Consider the following 20,641-nt stretch of genomic DNA (forward strand, 5'->3'; position numbering starts at 1 on the left):
CTCGGCACGAGTATCGACTTTACCCTAGGGAACCGGTCGACACCAAACTGACGCGCTACCGTTTTGCGTGAACCGCGTCCGACAGGATCGCGGCCGACACTTTGGCGCCCGCGCCGGCAGCCACGATGAGCTGCTGCGGGCCGGGCGGCGTGATGTCTCCGGCTGCGTAGACGCCTGAGAGCGAGGTGCGGCCGACGCTGTCGATGCGCACGAGTCCGGCATCGTCGCGGTCGAGCGGCAGGGCTGCCAGGTAGTCGAGCGGCGCCGTCCACACGGGGCGGATGAAGCCGGCGCGGATGTCGAGCGCGGTGCCGTCGTCGAGCGTGATGCCCGTCATGCCGGTGCGGTCGCCCGTGATCTCGGCGATAGGTCGGCGCTCGACCGCGACACCGGCCGCGCGCAAGGTTTCTTCGCCGACGACACTCAGCGCGACATCCGACCCGTTGGTGAAGGCCGTGACGGTGTCGCTCCAGCTCGTGAGGAGCAGCGCGCGCTCGGCGAGATCGTCGGTTTCGCCGATCATGGCGAGCGGCTGGTCGCGCTTGTCGTAGCCGTCGCATTCGAGGCAGCTGTGCAGTGCAGTGCCGTAGTAGGAGCGGATGCCCTGGATGCGCGGCAGCGTTTCGGCGAGGCCCGCCGTGACGACGACGCGGCGTGCGGTGACGTCGCGGTCGGCACTCCCCCGCACGCCGGATGCCCGCACGCGGAAGTGTTCGCCCTCTTGTTCGACGCTCGACACGAGCGCGAACTGAATCTCGGCTTCGTCGTAACTCGAGACTTCATCGCGGGCGAGCTGGCGCAGGTCGAGCGGCGAGACGCCGTCGCGCGTGAGGAAGCCGTGCGATACGAGCGTGGCGGAGTGCCGCGGGCGGTTGCTGTCGAGGACGAGCGTGCGCTTGCGCGCCCGCACGAGGTTTAACGCAGCAGACAGACCCGCCGGCCCTCCCCCGATGACGACGACGTCGTACTCGGGCGCGCTCATGACGCGTGCGAGGCGGCCAGCGCCTCCAACCGGGCGAGGGTGTCTTCCTTGCCGAGGATCTCCATCGACTCGAAGAGCGGCGGCGAGACGCGGCGGCCCGAGATGGCGACGCGCAGCGGACCGTAGGCGATGCGCGGCTTCAGCTCGAGACCCTCGATGAGCGCGCCGGCGAGCACGCTCTGCAGGCGCTCGGTGGCCCAGTCGGCGTCGTCGATGCCCTGGAGCGCGCCGATGGCGGCCTGCAGCACCTCGCCGGTGTTGACGGGCAGGCTCTTGGCGGCGTCGGCCTCGATGACGAGGTCGGAGGTCTTGGTGTAGAGGAAGCCGAGCATGCCGGGCGCCTCGCCGAGCAGGCCGATGCGCTCCTGGATGAGCGGCGCGGCCTGATCGAGGATGTGCTTCTCGCGGTCCCCCAGGGGCACGTTCACGAGGTCGGCCTCGACGAGATAGGGCACGGTGCGCTCGGCGAAGTCCTCGACGTCGAGCTGGCGGATGTGGTCGCCGTTGATCGATTCGGCCTTCTTCAGGTCGAAGCGCGCAGGGTTGGGCAGCACATCGACGACGTCGAACGCGGCGACCATCTCGTCGATGCTGAACACGTCGCGGTCGCCGGTGAGCGACCAGCCGAGCAGCGCCAGGTAGTTGATGAGGCCCTCGGGGATGAACCCGCGGTCGCGGTGGTGGAACAGGTTGGACTCGGGGTCGCGTTTCGAGAGCTTCTTGTTGCCCTCGCCCATGACGTAGGGCAGGTGGCCGAAGCGCGGGATGGCGGCGGCCACGCCGATGTCGATGAGCGCGTGGTAGAGCGCGATCTGGCGCGGTGTCGACGACAGCAGGTCTTCGCCGCGCAGCACGTGCGTAATGCCCATGAGCGCGTCGTCGACCGGGTTGACGAGCGTGTAGAGCGGGTGGCCGTTGGGGCGCACGACGACGAAGTCGGTGAACGACCCGGCGGGGAAGGTGATCTCGCCGCGCACGAGGTCGTCGAACGACAGGTCGGTGTCGGGCACGCGCAGTCGCAGCGCGGGCTCGCGGCCCTCGGCGCGGAACTCGGCACGCTCTGACTCGGTGAGGTCGCGATCGAAGTTGTCGTAGCCGAGCTGCTTGGCGCGGCCGTTGGCCTCGTTGCGAGCGTCGATCTCTTCGGCGTTGGAGTAGGACTCGTAGACGTGGCCCGAGGCCTTCAGCTTCTCGATGACCTCGAGGTAGATGTCGGTGCGCTCGGACTGACGGTAGGGGCCGTGCGGGCCGCCCACGTCGATGCCCTCGTCCCAGTCGAGCTTCAACCAGCGCAGCGCCTCGACGATCTGGCCGTAGCTTTCTTCGCTGTCGCGCGCCTGGTCGGTGTCTTCGATGCGGAAGACGAGCTTGCCGCCCGTGTGGCGCGCGTAGGCCCAGTTGAAGAGGGCGGTGCGCACGAGGCCGACGTGCGGGGTGCCGGTCGGCGAGGGGCAGAACCGGACGCGAACGTCGGCGCCGGTGGCGGTGGTCACGGGGTGCGTAGTGGTGTCAGACATCGTCGCCAATCCTACCGGGCCGGGCTGGTCGCCGGCCGGTCAGGCGACCGGGTTGGACAGCGTGCCGATGCCCGTGACTTCGACCTCGACGCGGTCACCCGACACGATCGGCCCAACACCCGCGGGCGTGCCCGTGAGAATGATGTCGCCGGGCAGGAGCGTGAACACCGCGGACGCGTATTCGATGATGTCGGCGACCGAGTGGATCATGTCGGAGAGCGGAGCCTGCTGACGCACATCGCCGTTCACACGGGTGGTGATGGTGGCACCGCCGAGCGCGAACTCGGTCTCGATAACGGGGCCGACGGGGCAGAACGTGTCGAACCCCTTGGCGCGCGCCCACTGGCCGTCGGCCTTCTGCAGGTCGCGTGCCGTGACATCGTTGGCGATCGTGTAACCGAAGATCACATCGGCGGCGTCGGCGTGCTTCACGTTCTTCGCCACGCTGCCGATGACGATCGCCAGCTCACCCTCGTGCTCCACTTGCTGCGACTGCGGCGGCAGCACGATGCGGTCGTTGGTGCCGATGACCGACGTGTTGGGCTTGAGGAACAGCAGCGGCGCCTCGGGCGCTTCTCCGCCCATCTCCTTGGCGTGGTCGTGGTAGTTCTTGCCCACCGCAACGACCTTCGAGCGCGGGATGGCCGGGGCCAACAGCACGGCGTCGGCGAGCGGCACTCGCTCGCCCGTCGTGTCGAAGCCCGCGAACATCGGGTCGCCGGCGAGCACGACGATGTCGGATTCGTCGACAATGCCGAAGTTGATGCTGCCGTTGTGGCTGAAACGTGCGATCTTCACGAAAGTTCTCCTCGTGGTTGTGTCGTAAGAGGGTGAATGGCCGAACGCGCGGCTCAGGCGTCGAGGCGCGTGAGCCAGCCGTGGCGGTCGGGCAGGCGGCCGTACTGGATGTCGGTGAGCTCCTGGCGGATGGCCATCGTCAGCTCGCCCGCGGGCGCCTCGGCGTCACCGATCGTGAAGTCGGGCGTCTTCAGCTGGGCGATGGGGGTGACCACGGCGGCCGTGCCGCACGCGAACACCTCGACGATCTCGCCGGCTTCGGAGTCGCGCTTCCATTCTTCGAGCGAGAAGCGACGCTCCTCGACCGTGTGGCCGCGGTCTTTCGCGAGCTGGATGATGCTGTCGCGCGTGATGCCCTCGAGGATGGAGCCCGTGAGCGCGGGTGTGACGAGCGTGCCGTCCTTGTAGACGAAGAACACGTTCATGCCGCCGAGCTCGTCGACGTATTTGCCCTCTTCGCTGTCGAGGAAGAGCACCTGCGCGCAGCCGTTCTCGTAGGCCTCGGCCTGGGGCAGCAGCGACGACGCATAGTTGCCGCCACACTTGGCCGCACCGGTTCCGCCCTTGCCGGCGCGCGAGTATTCGGTGGACAACCAGATCGACACGGGCTTCACGCCGCCTGTGAAATAGGCGCCGGCGGGGCTGGCGATGACGTAGTAGCCGACCTTCTGCGCGCTGCGCACACCGAGGAACGACTCGTTGGCGATCATGAAGGGGCGCAGGTAGAGGCTCGTCTCGGGGGCGTCGGGCACCCACTGGCCGTCGGCCGCGATGAGCTGCTTGATCGACTCGACGAAGTCGTCGACGCCGAGCTCGGGCAGGGCGAGGCGGCGGGCCGAACGCTGCAGGCGCTCGGCGTTCTTCTCGGGGCGGAAGGTCCAGATCGAGCCGTCAGCGTGGCGGTAGGCCTTGAGGCCCTCGAAGATCTCCTGCGCGTAGTGCAGAACGGATGCAGCGGGATCGAGCATGAGCGGGCCGTAGGGCGTGACGCGCGCGTCGTGCCAGCCGGTCTCGATGTCCCAATCGATCTGCACCATGTGGTCGGTGAAGTGCTTGCCGAAACCGGGGTCGGCCAGGATGATCTCGCGCTCGGCCTCGGCGCGGGCGGTGCTCGAGGGGTGGTGCGTGAAGCTGAGGGGGAATGTGGTTTCTGCGGTGGTCATGATGTGTCCTCTGGGGATCGGTCGGGGCGAAGGCCCGAGATCAATAGGTGCGGGCAGAGCCCGAAGAATCGGTTGCCGACGTTTAGCTGACAGAAGCGAGTCGCTCGACGATGGCGTCGCCGACCTGCGTCGTGGTGCGGCTCTCGGTGCCGCGTTCGGCGATGTCGGCCGTGACGGCCTCGTTCACGAGTCGCGCCTCGTCGGCGAGCCCGAGGTGCTCGAGCAGGAGGGCGACCGACAGGATCGCGGCCGTGGGGTCGGCCTTCTGTTGCCCGGCGATGTCAGGAGCGGACCCGTGAACCGGCTCGAACATGCTGGGGAAGCTGCCACTCGGGTTGATGTTGCCGGAGGCCGCCAGACCGATGCCACCCGAGATTGCGCCCGCGAGGTCGGTGAGAATGTCGCCGAAGAGGTTGTCCGTGACGATGACGTCAAACCTAGCAGGGTCGGTGACCAGGAAGATCGTGGCGGCATCGACGTGCAGGTAGTCGACCGTGACCGCAGGATATTCGGCCGCTACCTCGTCGACGACGCGCTTCCACAGCCCACCCGCGAAGGTGAGGACGTTGGTCTTGTGTACGAGCGTGAGCTGGGAGCGACGAGCCGCCGCGGCCTCGAAGGCATAGCGCACGACACGCTCGACGCCGTAGGCCGTGTTGACCGAGACCTCGTTGGCGATCTCGGCGGGCGTGCCCTGGCGGATCGCACCGCCGTTGCCCACATAGGGACCCTCGGTGCCCTCGCGCACGACCACGAAGTCGACGTTGCCGTGCTCGGCCAGGGGGCTCTTGACGCCCGGGTAGATCTTGGTGGGCCGCAGGTTGACGTAGTGATCGAGGCTGAACCGCAGATTGAGCAGCAGCCCGCGCTCGATGTTGGCGCCCGCCAGGCGCGGGTCGCCCGGCGTGCCACCGACGGCGCCGAGCAGAATGGCGTCGTGCGCCGCGATGGCCGCGAGATCGTCATCGGTGAGCACATCACCCGTCTCGAGGAACCGACCGGCGCCCAGCGAATAGTGGGTCTGCTCGAACACGACGTCACCCGACGCCGTCACCGCCTCGAGCACCTTGATCGCCTCGCCGACGACCTCGGGGCCAATGCCATCACCGGGGATGACTGCGAGTGAAACGGTGCGCGACATGGGGCTCCTGCCTTCAGAAGTTGAGTGCTCTCAGCCTATCGCCGCGGTTCGGGCGGGATCGAGCGCACCCGCCGATCTGTGGAGGGAGAAGCATCCGTGGCGCCTGTGGAGAACGATGTGCAGCCCCGGAGGCGACGCGACCTAGCGCACGCGGCGCAGGCTGGTTGCCGCGACGACACCGGCGGCGACGATGAGCGCGACGCCGATCCAGGCGGCCACACCCACACCACTGTCGAAGGCGTGTCGGGCCGAATCGAGGAGGGCGGCTGCGGCATCCGCGGGAACCTGGCCGGCCACCGAGACCGCGCCACCGAGCGTTTCGCCCGCTGCCGTGCGCTGCGCCTCGCTGAGCCCAGAAGGCAGAACCACGTTGGCCCGGTAAGACGCCGTGAGGATCGTGCCCAAGATTGCGGTGCCCAGAACGGCCCCCAACTCATAGGCAGTCTCGGAAACAGCCGACGCCGCGCCCGCCTTCTCGACCGGCGCGCTCGCGATGATGAGCTCGTTCGAGACCGTCTCGGCCGCGCCGATGCCCACGCCCAGTGCGATGAATGCGAACGCAAGCCCCGCCGCCTGGATGTTTCCGCCCGACAGGGCGACGGCCGAATAACCCGCCGCCGAAATCGCCAGCGCCACCGGGATGACGACGCTCGGCCGCACCCGTTTGGCGATCGGCACGATGACCAACCCCGCGATGATCATCGCCACGAGACCCGGAAGCAATGTCAGCCCGGCTTCGAGCGGCGCGAGACCCAACACCAGCTGCAGATGTTGCGTCACGAAGAACAGCCCGCCCACGAACGCGGTGACGCTCAGCAGGTTGACGCCCACCGCCCCACTGAACGAACCGCGGGTGAACAGCGTCATATCGAGCATGGGCGTTTCGACCCGGCGCTGGCGACGCACGAAGAGGAACCCGGCGACGATGCCCACGACGATGGCGACGATGCCCAGCGGGTCAGCACCCTTCTCGGCAATCGACTTGATGCCGAAAACGATGGGCAGCATTGTGAACAGCGACAACAGGATGCTCGGCACATCGATGCGCCCGGGATTCGGGTCTTTCGACTCGGGCACCAGGAGCGGCGCGAGGATGACGAGCGGGATGAGCACGGGCACCGCGAGCAGGAACACCGAACCCCACCAGAGGTTCTGCAGGAGCAGGCCGCCCACGATCGGGCCGAGCGCACTGCCCGCCGCGAAGCCAGAGGCCCACACCGCGATGGCCATGCGGCGCTGATCGCGGTCGAGGAAGATGCTGCGCAGAAGCGACAGCGTCGAGGGCATGAGCATGGCGCCGAAGAAACCGAGCGCCGCGCGAGCCCCGATCAATGCCTCGGCGCTGGGGGCGAAGGCCGCGAAGATCGAGACGCCCGCGAAACCCACCGAACCGATGAGCAGCAGTTTGCGCCGCCCGATGCGGTCGCCGAGCGAACCCATCGACACGAGGAGACCCGCGAGCACGAGCGGGTAGATGTCGACGATCCACAGCAGACCCGTGCCGCTCGGGCGCAGGGTCTCGGAGATCTGCGGCAGCGCGAAGTTCAGCACCGTGTTGTCGACCGAGACGAGTAGAACCGGCAGCATGAGCACGCCCAGCGCGAACCACTCTCGAACGCCGGCGCGGGGAACGGCGGTGGATGAATCGAGGGTGTGGGTGGTGCGTGACACGAGAGCTCCTCGCCGCACGGGGCGGCAGTCGGGGTGTGGATGGAAAGCAAAAAGGCCGACGTCAACGCCGACCAGCTCATTCACTATACCGACTGGACGGTATAGAGGTCAACCGACAACGAGTACGATCGGGTCATGAGCAAACCCGCCGGCACCCGCGAACGCCTGCTCGACGCCTATGAAGAGTTGCTCATCGAGCACGGCGAACGCGGCGCCACCCTCGACGCCGTCGCCCACCGCGCCGACGTGTCCAAGGGTGGCCTGCTCTACCACTTCGGCTCGAAGGATGCTCTCACCCAGGGCCTCGTCGACCGCCTGCAACGCCTCACCGACCAGGACGTCGAGACCATGCGGCAGGCGCCCGGCGGGCCCGTGGATTACCTCATCCGCAGCTCGATCAACACCAACTCGCCGCTCGATGCCGCGATCACGGCCGTTGCGCGTCTGGCTCAGACATCCGCCCCGCGTGTGAGCGAGGCCCTGGCCGAGATGCGCCAGAAGTGGCTCGACCTCATTCTCGAAACGGTTCCGGATGCCGCGACCGCCCGTGCCATCGTGCTCATCAGCGATGGGCTCTACTACAACTCGGCCCTGCTGGGTGTGGGCTTCGACTCGGGCGAGGTCACGCAGGCCGATCTCGACGATCTCGTGCGCGTCGTGCGGCGCCTGACCGACTAGCGCCGTGCAACCCCTACCTCGGGGGCTCGCGGACACCCTATGCTGTGGCCATCGCCGTCTACAGAAGGAGCTCCCATGAGTCTCGGTGCAGGTATTTTCACATTCGTCGTCGGAGCCATCCTCGCGTTCGCCGTGAACATCACGGTTCCTTGGGTCGACCTCCGCCTCGTCGGCTACATCCTGATGGGTGCGGGCATCGTCATCATCATCATCGGCATCGCGCTGCTGGCCCGCAAGCGCAGCTCCGTCACCACCACGCGCGAGGGCATCGACCCCGTTACCGGTGCCCGCGTGCGTCAGTCGGAGCGCGACGACCGCATCTAGGTTTCGCTCAGGCGCAGAAGACACAGAAGGCCCCCGTTCACCGAATGGGGGCCTTCGTCGTGCGAGCGCCTGAGCGCCTTTACTTCATCACGCCTACGCCTCGGTGATGTCGATCTCGCGCAGCAGCGACGAGTCGATCACGCGGGCGACATCGGCGAGGATGTCGTCGGTCACGGGCGAGTCGACGGTCAGAACCGAAAGCGCCTCTCCCCCGGCCTCGCGGCGCGCGATCTGCATGCCGGCGATGTTGATGCCGGCTTCGCCGAACTTCTGGCCGTAGACGGCGACGATTCCGGGGCGGTCGGTGTAGACCATGACGATGTGGTGCGCCGCGATGGGCACCTCGACGTCGTAGCCGTTGATCTCGACGACCTTCTCGATCTGCTTGGTGCCCGTCAGGGTGCCCGAGACCGACACCTGCGTGCCATCGGACAGCGCGCCGCGCAACGTGATGAGGTTGCGGTATTCCTCGGAGACCTCGTCGGTGATCTGGCGCACCTCGATGCCGCGCTGTTCGGCGAGCAGCGGCGCGTTCACGTAGGAGACCGATTCGGAGACGATGTTGGTGAAGATGCCCTTGAGCGCGGCGAGCTTCAGCACGCTCACGTCGTAGGCGGCGAGCTCACCGCGCACCTCGACGTCGACGCTCGTGAGGGGCGACGAGGCGGCGAGGGCGGCGAAGACCTGGCCCAGCTTCTCGACCAGCGGGATGCCGGGGCGCACGTAGGGGTCGATGACGCCACCGGCCACGTTGACGGCGTCGGGCACGAGCTCGCCGCCGAGGGCGAGACGCACCGACTTGGCGACCGAAACGCCGGCCTTCTCCTGAGCTTCGTCGGTCGACGCGCCGAGGTGGGGCGTGACGATGACATTCTCGAGCGACAGCAGCTTCTGGTCGGTGGGCGGCTCGGAGACGAACACGTCGAGGCCCGCGCCGGCGATCTCGCCCGAGACGAGCGCCTCGTAGAGCGCATCTTCGTCGATGAGGCCGCCGCGCGCGACGTTGACGATGTAGGCCGTCGACTTCATGAGCTTGAGCTGATCGGTCGAGATCATGCCCGTCGTCTCGGGGGTCTTGGGCATGTGGATGGTGATGAAGTCGGACTGCTGCAGCAGTTCGTCGAGCGTGACGAGCTGCACACCCAGCTGCTGGGCGCGGGCCGACGTGACGTAGGGGTCGTAGGCGATGACGTTGACGCCGAAGGCCTGCAGGCGAGCCGTGATGAGCGCGCCGATGCGGCCGAGGCCGATGATGCCGAGCGTCTTCTCATAGAGCTCGGTGCCCGTGTACTTCGAGCGCTTCCACTGCCCCTGCGCCAGCGCGGCGTGCGCGGCGGGAATGTGGCGAGCCAGGCTGAGGATGTGACCGACCGTCAGTTCGGCGGCCGAGATGATGTTGGATGTCGGGGCGTTCACGACCATGACACCCGCCGTGGTCGCGGCCTTGATGTCCACGTTGTCGAGCCCGACACCGGCGCGCGCGATGACCTTGAGCGACGGAGCGGCCTGGATCGCCTCGGAATCGACCTTGGTCGCGGAGCGCACCAGGATGGCGTGGGCATCGGCCAGGGCCTCGAGCAGCGCGGGGCGGTCGGTACCGTCCACCTGGCGGATCTCGAAGTCGGGGCCGAGCGCATCGACGGTGGCGGGTGAGAGTTCTTCAGCGATCAGCACGACCGGTTTTGACACGGGTGTTTCCTTCGGCTTGCGGGCGACGGGAGAGATCGCGCCACAGACGCCGGGGCGCGGATGCTTAAACCCTAGTGCAGCGCCCACGCACGCCCGGCCGTGTGACGTGATGGAATGGCGACTATGACGTTAGAGACCATCCAGTGGATCGTGCGCATCCTGCTCGCGGCGGCATTCATCCTCATGGGTGTTCTGCACTTCGTTCCCGGCCCTGCCCGCGGGATGGCGGCGATGATCCCGGCACCCCTGCGCTTTCGCAAACCGTTCGATCCGCGCTTCCTCGTCGCCTTCACGGGTCTGTGCGAGATCGCGGGAGGTGTCGGTTTGTTACTTCCCGCGCTGCACACGCTGGCCGGCATCCTGCTCTGCGTCTTCCTCGTCGCCGTCTTCCCCGCCAACGCCTACGCCGCCCGCCGACCCGAGAAGTTCGGCAAGATGGCCACGCCACTCGTGCCGCGCCTCATCGGCCAGCTCGTATTCATTGGCCTCTGCGCCTTCGCGGCCTGGCCGCTCTGACGATCGAGCACTGATGGTTGCGGTCACCGATAGCCGGCGTCAGCGAGGATGCCGAAGCCGGCGGCTCTAAGCGATGATGCTGGCGCTGGAGAACAGCGTCACGATGCTGAGGTACAGGGCCGAAGCCGCAGCCCAACCGGCCGCATAGATCAGGATCTGCAGGAAGAATGCTCGGCGTCGGGCAATGAGGAAAGCCGCCACGAAGAGCAGCACGGGCGCAAGCACGACGAGGATGAGCGATGCCCAACCGGTGCCCGTCACGGTCGTGTCGAGGCTCGCGGCGCCTTGCACGTTGAGAACGAGCCAGTCGAGACCCTCCCACACGTCATAGGCATAGAGCAGTCCGAAGACGACGGCCAGGCTCGTCGCGCCCCAACGACGGCTGACTCCGGACGTGGTCCGCGGCGCGCCAGGGCGCGTCGAGACGGGGCCCGTCTGCACGTCTTTCGGCAGGATGGGGGCGCGTTTGCGGACCGGCTCTCGCTGGGGTGTGGTGTCGCTCATCAGCGGGCTCCGATCACGAACGGCCAGGGAATCAGCACGAAGGCGCCGACGATGAGGGCCAGCACGAACCAGCGCGACTGGCGCCCGCGCGTGGCGAAGAAGCTGGCGGCGAACCACAGGGGCGCTGCCGCGACGGCGAGCACCTGGCCCACCGTGAACATGAGCGTGCGCAGGCCGTCGGAGGCTCCTGTGCCGATGCGCTGCACCGAGACGAACCAGCCGATCGTATAGAGAAGGAAGATGCCGCCCAGCACGCTGACGGCGATGAGCGCAACGGATGACATCTGCTCACGAGGGGCCTCGGCCGGGGAGGCTGTCGCGGCGCCCGTAGCCGAACCGGTACCGGCAACCGCAGTCGCGTCGACATCAGCATCAGCATCCGCTCGGGCGTGCGCGGTCTCGGAGCGGGCGGGCGCAACCTCCCAGGCCGACACCTCGTCGACGTCTCCGACGCTGACACCGGATGCCCGCGGATCGTCGGATGCCGGGCGGGCCGCCGGAGCGTCGGTCGGCGTTGTTGTCGGGACTCCGGCGGCGGACGGACGGTCGGTGGGCTCGAGAGGCGGCAGGGGCTCTGCCCGCTCGTCGACGCGACGTTCACCCACGTCGAGCGTGGGGTCGTCGTCGCCCGCCCAACTCAGGGCGTCATCGTCTGGTTGCGCCGGCTGCCTGCTCATTCCCTCAGGATACTCGCGCAACCTCGGCCCCTTCGCCCCTTGCGCCCGGCTTAAACACCGATGCGCCCGCACTCAGGCGGACGCATCGGTCAGAAACAACTATCAGCTAGCGACTAGCGTGCAACGCTGCCATCGACGCGGCGGACGCTCTCGGCGTCCCCCGCCACCAACGCAGTGTCGCCGTGACGGCTACGCCGATGTCAGCGTGCAACGCTGCCATCGGTGTAGTCATCGTCAGCCGAGTTCCACGCGAAGAGCTTGCGCAGTTCGCGACCGGTCTGCTCGATGGGGTGGCCTTCGCCCTTGGCACGGAGTTCGAGGAATTCGGGGGCGCCGGCATCCTGGTCTTCGATGAAGCGCTTGGCGAAGGTGCCGTCCTGGATGTCGGACAGCACGGCCTTCATGTTTTCCTTGACGTCGGGGCTGATGACGCGGGGGCCCGAGACGTAGTCGCCGTATTCGGCCGTGTCGGAGATGGACCAGCGCTGCTTGGCGATGCCACCCTCCCACATGAGGTCGACGATGAGCTTGAGCTCGTGGAGCACCTCGAAGTAGGCGATCTGCGGCTGGTAGCCGGCCTCGACGAGGGTCTCGAAACCGTACTGGACGAGCTGCGAGGTGCCGCCGCACAGCACGGCCTGCTCGCCGAACAGGTCGGTCTCGGTCTCTTCGGTGAACGTGGTCTTGATGCCGCCGGCGCGCAGTCCGCCGATGGCGAGGGCGTAGGACCAGGCGATGTCCCAGGCCTTGCCCGAGGCGTCCTTTTCGACGGCGACGATGACGGGAACGCCGCGGCCGGCCTCGTATTCGCGGCGCACGGTGTGGCCGGGGCCCTTGGGGGCGATCATGATGACGTCGACGCCTTCGGGCGCTTCGATGTAGCCGAAGCGGATGTTGAAGCCGTGGCCGAAGACGAGCACCTTGCCGTCGGTCAGGTTGTCTTTGATCGAGTCGGCGTAGATGTGGCGCTGGTGCTGGTCGGGCGCGAGGATGACGATGACGTCGGCCCATTCGGATGCCTCGGCGACGCTCTTGACGGTGAAGCCCTGCTCCTCGGCCTTGGCGATCGACTTCGAGCCTTCCTTGAGGCCGATAACGACCTCGACGCCGGAGTCGCGGAGGTTGAGCGCGTGGGCGTGGCCCTGCGAGCCGTAGCCGACGACGGCAACCTTTTTGCCCTGGATCAGGCTCAGGTCGGCATCGGCGTCGTAGAAGATCTCGGTCACGTGGTTTTCTCCTTGGATTCGTGTCGAGGATGCGCGAGCATCCCTCGTCTGTTCCGTCGGGCTGGCGGCCCGGCGGTGGTGGGTGTTAGTTCTTGTAGACGCGTTCGCTGATGGATTTGGGCCCACGGCCGATGGCGAGCAGACCCGATTGGGCCATCTCTTTGATGCCATAGGGCTCGAGCACCTTGAGGAGCGCGTTGGTCTTTCCCGAGTCGCCCGTCACTTCGATGACGAGCGAGTCGGTGGCCACGTCGACGACGCGGGCGCGGAACAGCGTCACGGCTTCGAGCACCTGCGACCGCGTGGTGTTGTCGACGCGCACCTTGATGAGCAGGTGTTCGCGTTGCACCGACTGGTCGTAGTCGAGCTCGACGATCTTGATCACGTTGATGAGCTTGTTGAGCTGTTTGGTGATCTGTTCGAGGGGCAGGTCTTCGACGTCGACGACGACCGTGATGCGGCTGAGGCCGTCGATTTCACTGGCGCCCACGGCGAGGGAGGTGATGTTGAAGCCGCGGCGCGCGAAGAGGCCGGCGACGCGCGTGAGGAGGCCGGGCTTGTCTTCGACGAGCAGGCTGAGCACATGGGTGGACACGGTTACGCCTCCTCATCGAACGACGGGCTGTGGTCTCGTGCGTACTGCACGTAGGAGTTGCTGACACCCTGCGGCACCATGGGCCACACCATCGAGTCGGCCGAGACGACGAAGTCGATGACGACGGGTCGGTCGTTGGTCTCGATGGCCAGCTTGATGGCCGCGTCGACTTCTTCCATCTTGGTGACGCGGATGCCGAGCGCACCGTATGCCTCTGCCAGCTTCACGAAGTCGGGCACGCGCACGGTGTCGTGCCCCGTGTTGAGGTCGGTGTTGGAGTAGCGGCCGTCGTAGAACAGCGTCTGCCACTGTCGCACCATGCCAAGCGACGAGTTGTTGATGATCGCCACCTTGATGGGGATCTTGTTGATGGTGCAGGTGGCGAGCTCTTGGTTCGTCATCTGGAAGCAGCCGTCGCCGTCGATCGCCCACACGGTGCGGTCGGGTTGGGCCACCTTGGCGCCCATGGCGGCGGGCACCGAGTAACCCATGGTGCCGGCACCGCCGGAGTTGAGCCAGGAGTTGGGGCGCTCGTACTTGATGAACTGCGCCGACCACATCTGGTGCTGGCCGACGCCCGAGGCGAAGATGCCCTCGGGTCCGGTGATCTCGCCGATGCGCTGGATGACGTGCTGCGGGGCGAGCAGGCCGTCGGTCGGGGGCGTGTAACCGAGCGGGAATTCCTCGCGCAGCCCGTTGAGGTAGGCCCACCATTCGGCGATGTCGGTGGGGGCCGACACCGTGGCGTTGGTGAAGGCTGCGGTGAGGTCGACGATGACGTCCTTGGCATCGCCGACGATGGGCACATCGGCGAACCGGATCTTCGAGATCTCTGCCGGGTCGACGTCGACGTGGACGACTTTGGCGTTGGGCGCGAAGAGCGCGGCGTTGCCCGTGACGCGGTCGTCGAAACGGGCGCCGAGCGACACGATCAGGTCGGCCTCTTGCAGCGCCAGCACGGCGGGAACCGTGCCGTGCATGCCGGGCATGCCGAGGTTGTGCTGGTTCGAGTCGGGGAACGCGCCGCGCGCCATGAGCGTCGTGACAACGGGGATGCCGGTGGTCTCGACGAGCTCGAGCAGTTCTTCAGAGGCACGCGCACGGATGACTCCGCCACCCACGTAGAAGACGGGCTTCTTGGCCGAGGCCATGAGTGCCGCTGCGGCGAGGATTTGCTTGCCGTGCGCCTTGGTGATGGGGCGGTAACCCGGCAGGTCGATCTTGGGCGGCCACACGAAGGGCGCGGTCTCTTGCTGCGCGTCCTTCGTGATGTCGACGAGCACGGGGCCCGGGCGACCGGTGGAGGCGATGTGGTAGGCCGATGCGATGGTCGCCGGGATCTCGGCGGCCGACGTCACGAGGAACGAGTGCTTCGTGATGGGCATCGTGATTCCGACGATGTCGGCTTCTTGGAAGGCATCCGTGCCCATGAGGTGGCTGAACACCTGGCCGGTGATGGCGAGCATCGGCACCGAGTCCATGTGGGCGTCGGCGATGGCCGTCACGAGGTTGGTGGCACCCGGGCCGGATGTCGCGATGCAGACGCCCGTGCGACCGGAGGCCGAGGCATAACCCTCTGCCGCGTGCCCGGCACCCTGTTCGTGGCGAACGAGGATGTGGCGGATCTTGTCGGTGTCCATGAGCGGGTCGTAGACCGGCAGGATGGCCCCGCCGGGCAGACCGAACACATCGTCGACGCCCAGGAGTTCGAGCGTGCGGACGACGGCCTGTGCACCCGTCAACAGTTCGGGCCCCTGTTCGGGCGCGCCACGCTGGGCGGCGGCCTGAGAGGCGAAATCGGATGGGGATTTTGCGGTACGAGTATCCGCTGACATAACGAGTCCCTCTTCGATGGTGATGAGTGAGAGTGAAGGGCGAGAACTACCCCGTCGTCGCGCCTTCGGCTGCGGAGCGCACGAGTTTGGAGTATTTCGCCAGAACGCCACGGGTATAGCGCGGAGGAAGCGGTGCCCAGCCAGAGCGGCGAGCGTCCAGCTCAGCTTCGTCGACAAGTAGGTCGAGTGAGCGAGCTGCGATATCGACCCGTATCAGATCACCATCGCGCACGAATGCAATCGGACCTGCGTCGACTGCTTCGGGTGCTATGTGGCCGATGCACAGGCCGGTTGTGCCGCCTGAGAATCGTCCGTCCGTCAATAGTAGTACATCTTTTCCGAGGCCTGCGCCCTTGATGGCGGCCGTGATGGCCAGCATCTCGCGCATGCCCGGGCCGCCCTTGGGGCCTTCGTAACGGATGATGACGACGTCGCCCTTGGAGATGCGTCCCTCGGTGAGGGCATCCATCGCGGCGCGTTCGCGCTCGAACACGCGCGCGGGGCCCTCGAACACGCTGGCGTCGAAACCGGCGGTCTTGACGACGGCGCCGTCGGGGGCGAAGGAACCGTGCAGCACCGTGATGCCGCCCGTGGCGTGGATGGGGTTGTCGAGCGTGCGGATGACCTCGCCGTCGAGCGGGTCGGGGTTGATCTCGGCCAGGTTCTCGGCAACGGTCTTGCCCGTCACCGTGAGGCAGTCGCCGTGCAGCAGGCCCGCGTCGAGCAGGGCCTTCATGACGACGGGCACGCCGCCGTGGCGGTCGACGTCGTTCATGACGTACTTGCCGAAGGGCTTGAGGTCGCCGATGTGGGGAACCTTGTCGCCGATGCGGTTGAAGTCGGCGAGCGTGAGCTCGACCTCGGCCTCGCGCGCGATGGCGAGCAGGTGCAGGACGACGTTGGTCGAGCCGCCGAAGGCCATGGCCACGGCGATCGCGTTTTCGAACGCCTTCTTGGTCATGATGTCGCGCGCCGTGATGCCGAGGCGCAGCATGTTGACCACGGCCTCGCCCGAGCGGTGCGCGTAGTAGTCGCGGCGACGGTCGGCCGAGGGCGGCGCGGCCGAGCCGGGCAGGCTCATGCCGAGGGCCTCGGCGACGGATGCCATGGTGTTGGCGGTGTACATGCCACCGCAGGCGCCTTCACCCGGGGCGATGGCGCACTCGATGCGCTTGAGGTCTTCTTCGCTCATGGTGCCGGCCTTGCAGGCACCGACCGCTTCGAACGAGTCGATGATGGTGACTTCTTTTTCGGTGCCGTCTGACAGCTTCACCCAACCGGGCGCGATCGAGCCCGCGTAGAGGAAGACAGAGGCGAGGTCGAGGCGCGCGGCCGCCATGAGCATGCCGGGCAGCGACTTGTCGCAACCGGCGAGCAGCACCGAGCCGTCGAGGCGCTCGGCCATCATGACGGTCTCGACCGAGTCGGCGATGACCTCGCGCGAGACGAGCGAGAAGTGCATGCCCTCGTGGCCCATCGAGATGCCGTCGGAGACGGAGATGGTGCCGAACTGGAGCGGGTAGCCGCCGCCCGAGTGGACGCCCTCTTTGGCGCCCTGGGCGAGTCGGTCGAGCGACAGGTTGCAGGGGGTGATCTCGTTCCACGACGAGGCGATTCCGATCTGGGGCTTATCCCAGTCCTCGTCTCCCATACCGACGGCACGCAGCATTCCTCGGGAGGTCGTAGCTTCGATTCCGTCGGTGACGTCGCGACTGCGCGGCTTCACATCGATTTCAGACATGTTACGAGTGTAGTAGCGTCACCGCGCCCGGATTGCCGCCTCGCGGGCCGTCGCCAGCGCCGCGAGCGTGGCCGCGACCTCGTCGGGGCCGCCCACACGGAACGGCGCAATCGTGGCACCGTCTCCGCTCTTCAGCGGCAGGTCTCCGGCGTGCAGAACGGCGAAGGCATCTTCGTCGGTGACGTCGTCTCCCGCGTAGAGCGCAGCCGTGGCGCCGGTGTAGCGACGCAGCTCCTCGATGCCGTCGCCCTTGGTGGCCGAGCGCACCGAGAATTCGAGCACATCCTTGCCGTCGCGGATGGTGACACCCGGCAGCGAGAGTTCGGCGAGCGCGCGTTTTCCGGCCTCGAGCGCGACATCGTCTGCGGCGCGTCGCGTGTGCAGCGCGAAACCGGCGGGCTTCCGTTCGACCCAGACGTTGTCATAGACCGCGGCGATCTGGTCGAGCAAGCGCTCAACCTCGGCCGCGCGAGCGGATTCCTCGGGAGAGAGCGAGGCTTCGGCATCCGGGTCGTCGAGGCGCACTTCGACGCCGTGCGAACCGATGAGCAGGATCTTGTCGTCGGGCTCGGACACGTGGATGAGGCTGTCGAGCGCGCGACCCGAGACGTAGGCCACCCAGGTGTCATCGAGAGCGACGAGACGCTGGATGGCTTCGCGCGCGGCGGGCACGGCTCGAGCATCTTCGGGGCGGTCGACCGTCGGCGCGAGCGTTCCGTCGAAGTCGAGCGCGACGAGCAGGCGGTCGGTGGCGGCGAGCGCCTCGAGGGCCGCCTGCAGCTCGGCCGGGTCGGTCGAGGGTTCGGGCAGCGGTTCGATGTGCGTCATCGCCCGGGCTCCTCGTCGGTGCGCGACCCGGCCTCGGCGGCACCCGGTGCACCCGAGGTGTCCACGTTGTCGGCGACGGCCTCGCCGACGGGCGCAACCTCTGACCGGAACGCCGCATCCGGATCATCCAGAGACACGTCGGCATTCTGGATGCCCGTCGGCCCGACCTCGGACGACTGGCGGGCCTTGCCGTCATACCCCTTCTGCAGGGCGTCGAGGAACGTCTCCGACCACTTCACGACGTCGTTCTCGAGCACGCGTTTGCGCAGCGACCGCATGCGGCGCGAGCGCTCGGACTTGGGCATCTCGATGGCGCGCATGATGGCGTCCTTGGTGCCCTCGATGTCGTGGGGGTTGATGAGCAGGGCCTGCTTCAGGTCATCCGAAGCGCCGGCGAATTCGCTCAACACCAGCACGCCGTCGTTGTCGAAGCGGCAGGCCACGTATTCCTTGGCGACGAGGTTCATGCCGTCGCGCAGGGCGGTGACGAGCACGACGTCGGCTGCCAGGTAGAGCGCCACCATTTCTTCGCGCGGGTAGCCGTGGTGCAGGTAGTTGATGGCCGTGTGGCCGATCGAGCCGTAATCGCCATTGATGCGGCCGACCGTGAGCTCGATCTCGTCGCGCAGGGCCTTGTAGGTCTCGACGCGTTCGCGGCTGGGGCTGGCGACCTGCACGAGCGTGACGTCTTCGACGTTGAGGCGGCCCTCGGCCAGCAGCTCGCCGTAGGCCTTCAGGCGGTGCATGATGCCCTTGGTGTAGTCGAGGCGGTCGACGCCGAACAGGATGGTCTTCGGGTTGCCGAGTTCTTCTCGGATCTCCTTGGCGCGGGCCTGCACATCGGGGCGGCGCGCGAGCACCTCGTAGCTCTCGGAGTCGATCGAGATCGGATAGGCCTTGGCGATCACCTGACGCGTCGCGCCGACCGGTTTGTTCGAACGCGCGCGGCGCTCGGGATTGGCGTCGAGCGGGCGGAAGATGCTCGACCCCTTGGTCTCGTAGGAGAGGAGCCGGCGCACGGCGCGCGTGAAGTTGCCGGCGTCGGCAACGCGCTGGAACCCGAGCACATCGGCGCCCAGCAGGCCCTCGATGATCTGGGTGCGCCAGGGCAGCTGCGAGAACAGGCCGTAGGCCGGGAACGGGATGTGGTTGAAGAAGCCGATGACGAGGTCGGGGCGCACCTCGCGCAGCATGCCGGGCACGAGCTGCAGCTGGTAGTCGTGCACCCAGACGGTTGCACCCCGCTCGGCGAGGCGGGCTGCGGCATCCGCGAAACGCTGATTGACCTTCACATACGCCTCCCACCACTCGCGGTGGTAGCTGGGCGGCGCGATGACGTCGTGGTAGAGCGGCCAGAGGGTGTCGTTAGAGAAACCCTCGTAGTATTCCTCGATTTCCTGCTCGCTGAGCGGGATGGGGACGATCCAGGTGCCGTGGTTCTCGAAGGGTTCGATATCGAGGTCGGGGCCGCCGGCCCAGCCGATCCACGCACCGTTGGCCTTGGCCATGACGGGGTCGAGCGCCGTGACGAGACCGCCGGGAGACGTGCGCCACTGCACCTCACCGTCCTCGCTCGGAACACGGTCGACGGGCAGCCTGTTGGCCACCACGACGAAGTCGAATTGCCGCGTCTCGCCGTTCGAGGCGTCGGTCTCCTGTGACATGATCCACCTTTCGAGGCCCGAAAACCGGGCGGGTACCAGGCTATCAGCGAGCGAGATTCGACATCGGATGGTCAGAGTCCGGGTCTATCATTGGCCCAATGATCCGCATCGGCATGAGTTCCTCCTGCGTCTACCCGCTCGAGACCGAGCGAGCGTTCGCCTTGGCCGACGAGGCCGGCTACGACGGTATCGAGATCATGGTCACCAACGATCCGGTGACGCGAGACGCCGACGCCCTCCTCGCGCTCAGCGACAAGTACCAGCTGCCGATCATGTCGATCCACGCGCCCGTGCTGCTGCTGACGCACTTCGTGTGGGGCCGCGATCCGCAGATCAAGCTGGAGCGGTCGGCAGAGTTGGCTCGCACCCTTGGGGCCTCGAGCGTGGTCGTGCATCCGCCGTTCCGCTGGCAGAAGAGCTACTCAGAAAACTTCCTCGACATCGTGCGCCAGACGGCAACCAACTCGGGTGTGCACATCGCGGTCGAGAACATGTTCCCCTGGGCCGTGCGCGGCCGCAGCATGAAGGCATACGCCCCCGGCTGGGACCCGAGCGATTGGGACTGCGACGACATCACGCTCGACTTCTCGCACGCCGCGCTCTCCGGCCAGGACAGCCTCGAACTGGCCAAGAAGTTCGGCAAGCGCCTGCGCCATGTGCACCTGTGCGACGGGTCGGGTTCGCTCGACGAGGGCAAGATCTTCGACGAGCACCTGCTCCCGGGCCATGGCGGCCAGCCCGTCGCGGCCGTGCTGCAGATGCTCGCTGCCGAGGACTGGGACGGCCAGGTGGTCGCCGAGGTCAACACGCGCAAGGCCAAGACCGAGTTCGAGCGACTCATCGCCCTGCGCGAGACGCTCGAGTTCGCGCGCGAGCACCTCGGGCAACAGCGCACGAGCATGGACCACCTCAAGGGGTACCGTCGCCGCGCGATCAACAACCTGCTCCCCCACCACGAGAACACGCCGACCTCGGGCGATTCCGAGAACGCATTGACGGATGCCGCGAGCGACACGTCCACCGACTCGAACGGCGTTCTCGACCCCGAGCCCTCCGACTAGACGGGACGGGTCGCCCGCTCCCTCGGCAGCT

General features: G+C 67.1%; 19 protein-coding genes. 4 read left to right on the forward strand and 15 right to left on the reverse strand.

The window, feature by feature from the left end:
- Nucleotides 1-55 precede the first annotated feature (55 nt).
- The 6 genes from ALI44B_RS04410 to ALI44B_RS04435 form a co-directional block, all read right to left on the reverse strand.
- A complete protein-coding gene (locus tag ALI44B_RS04410; RefSeq protein ID WP_077053472.1) occupies nt 56-982 on the reverse strand; it encodes an NAD(P)/FAD-dependent oxidoreductase in 927 nt (308 codons plus the stop codon).
- Nucleotides 979-2,499, reverse strand: a complete 1,521-nt coding sequence (gltX, locus tag ALI44B_RS04415) for a glutamate--tRNA ligase (protein ID WP_077053473.1) — start codon at nt 2,497-2,499, stop codon at nt 979-981. The genes ALI44B_RS04410 and gltX overlap by 4 nt, the downstream gene beginning before the upstream one ends.
- Before the next feature lie 39 nt (nt 2,500-2,538).
- Nucleotides 2,539-3,297, reverse strand: a complete 759-nt coding sequence (locus ALI44B_RS04420; RefSeq protein ID WP_077053474.1) for a fumarylacetoacetate hydrolase family protein — start codon at nt 3,295-3,297, stop codon at nt 2,539-2,541.
- Between the two features lie 53 nt (nt 3,298-3,350).
- Entirely contained in the window at nt 3,351-4,460 is a 1,110-nt protein-coding gene (locus ALI44B_RS04425; protein WP_077053475.1) for a branched-chain amino acid aminotransferase, read from the reverse strand.
- An 82-nt stretch (nt 4,461-4,542) separates the two neighbouring features.
- Nucleotides 4,543-5,601, reverse strand: a complete 1,059-nt coding sequence (locus ALI44B_RS04430) for a 3-isopropylmalate dehydrogenase (RefSeq protein WP_077053476.1) — start codon at nt 5,599-5,601, stop codon at nt 4,543-4,545.
- Between the two features lie 141 nt (nt 5,602-5,742).
- Nucleotides 5,743-7,272, reverse strand: a complete 1,530-nt coding sequence (locus tag ALI44B_RS04435; protein ID WP_077053477.1) for an MFS transporter — start codon at nt 7,270-7,272, stop codon at nt 5,743-5,745.
- A gap of 135 nt (nt 7,273-7,407) precedes the next feature.
- Between ALI44B_RS04435 and ALI44B_RS04440 the strand changes: the two genes are divergently transcribed.
- Both ALI44B_RS04440 and ALI44B_RS04445 read left to right on the forward strand, forming a co-directional pair.
- A complete protein-coding gene (locus ALI44B_RS04440; protein WP_077053478.1) occupies nt 7,408-7,950 on the forward strand; it encodes a TetR/AcrR family transcriptional regulator in 543 nt (180 codons plus the stop codon).
- Nucleotides 7,951-8,025: 75 nt separating this feature from the next.
- Nucleotides 8,026-8,274 carry a DUF6458 family protein gene (locus tag ALI44B_RS04445; protein ID WP_077053479.1) on the forward strand — a complete coding sequence of 83 codons (249 nt, stop codon included), beginning with the start codon at nt 8,026-8,028 and terminating at the stop codon, nt 8,272-8,274.
- A gap of 93 nt (nt 8,275-8,367) precedes the next feature.
- On the opposite strand, the gene serA is transcribed toward ALI44B_RS04445, so the two are convergent.
- Nucleotides 8,368-9,963 (reverse strand): phosphoglycerate dehydrogenase, encoded by a 1,596-nt coding sequence (gene serA, locus ALI44B_RS04450; protein ID WP_077053480.1) that lies wholly within the window; start codon nt 9,961-9,963, stop codon nt 8,368-8,370.
- A gap of 123 nt (nt 9,964-10,086) precedes the next feature.
- Between serA and ALI44B_RS04455 the strand changes: the two genes are divergently transcribed.
- Nucleotides 10,087-10,479, forward strand: a complete 393-nt coding sequence (locus ALI44B_RS04455; RefSeq protein ID WP_238592057.1) for a DoxX family protein — start codon at nt 10,087-10,089, stop codon at nt 10,477-10,479.
- Between the two features lie 66 nt (nt 10,480-10,545).
- Here the strand turns inward: ALI44B_RS04455 and ALI44B_RS04460 are convergent, their stop codons facing one another.
- The 8 genes from ALI44B_RS04460 to otsA form a co-directional block, all read right to left on the reverse strand.
- Nucleotides 10,546-10,983 (reverse strand): hypothetical protein, encoded by a 438-nt coding sequence (locus ALI44B_RS04460; RefSeq protein ID WP_083709521.1) that lies wholly within the window; start codon nt 10,981-10,983, stop codon nt 10,546-10,548.
- Nucleotides 10,983-11,660, reverse strand: coding sequence for a hypothetical protein (locus ALI44B_RS04465; protein WP_077053482.1), 678 nt, complete (start codon nt 11,658-11,660; stop codon nt 10,983-10,985). The genes ALI44B_RS04460 and ALI44B_RS04465 overlap by 1 nt, the downstream gene beginning before the upstream one ends.
- 200 nt (nt 11,661-11,860) lie before the next feature.
- A complete protein-coding gene (gene ilvC / locus ALI44B_RS04470) occupies nt 11,861-12,886 on the reverse strand; it encodes a ketol-acid reductoisomerase (RefSeq protein ID WP_077053483.1) in 1,026 nt (341 codons plus the stop codon).
- Between the two features lie 85 nt (nt 12,887-12,971).
- Complete coding sequence (gene ilvN, locus ALI44B_RS04475; protein WP_077053484.1) at nt 12,972-13,481, reverse strand: acetolactate synthase small subunit; 510 nt, start codon at nt 13,479-13,481, stop codon at nt 12,972-12,974.
- 2 nt (nt 13,482-13,483) lie between these two features.
- Nucleotides 13,484-15,316: an acetolactate synthase large subunit gene (locus ALI44B_RS04480; RefSeq protein ID WP_077053485.1), complete on the reverse strand. Its 1,833-nt coding sequence runs from the start codon at nt 15,314-15,316 to the stop codon at nt 13,484-13,486.
- Nucleotides 15,317-15,362: 46 nt separating this feature from the next.
- On the reverse strand, nt 15,363-17,057 hold the full coding sequence (gene ilvD, locus ALI44B_RS04485) for a dihydroxy-acid dehydratase (RefSeq protein WP_077053486.1): 1,695 nt from the start codon (nt 17,055-17,057) through the stop codon (nt 15,363-15,365).
- Between the two features lie 18 nt (nt 17,058-17,075).
- Complete coding sequence (gene otsB / locus ALI44B_RS04490; protein ID WP_077053487.1) at nt 17,076-17,885, reverse strand: trehalose-phosphatase; 810 nt, start codon at nt 17,883-17,885, stop codon at nt 17,076-17,078.
- Nucleotides 17,882-19,549 carry an alpha,alpha-trehalose-phosphate synthase (UDP-forming) gene (gene otsA / locus ALI44B_RS04495; protein ID WP_179100202.1) on the reverse strand — a complete coding sequence of 556 codons (1,668 nt, stop codon included), beginning with the start codon at nt 19,547-19,549 and terminating at the stop codon, nt 17,882-17,884. The genes otsB and otsA overlap by 4 nt, the downstream gene beginning before the upstream one ends.
- A gap of 113 nt (nt 19,550-19,662) precedes the next feature.
- On the opposite strand from otsA, the gene ALI44B_RS04500 reads away from it, so the two are divergent.
- The gene (locus ALI44B_RS04500) at nt 19,663-20,610 is read left to right on the forward strand and encodes a sugar phosphate isomerase/epimerase family protein (RefSeq protein ID WP_353615663.1); all 948 of its coding nucleotides are present in this window, start codon (nt 19,663-19,665) and stop codon (nt 20,608-20,610) included.
- The last annotated feature ends 31 nt before the right edge of the window (nt 20,611-20,641 follow it).

The sequence above is a fragment of the Leifsonia sp. ALI-44-B genome (assembly GCF_001984125.1).
In the GTDB taxonomy this organism is placed as follows: domain Bacteria; phylum Actinomycetota; class Actinomycetes; order Actinomycetales; family Microbacteriaceae; genus Okibacterium.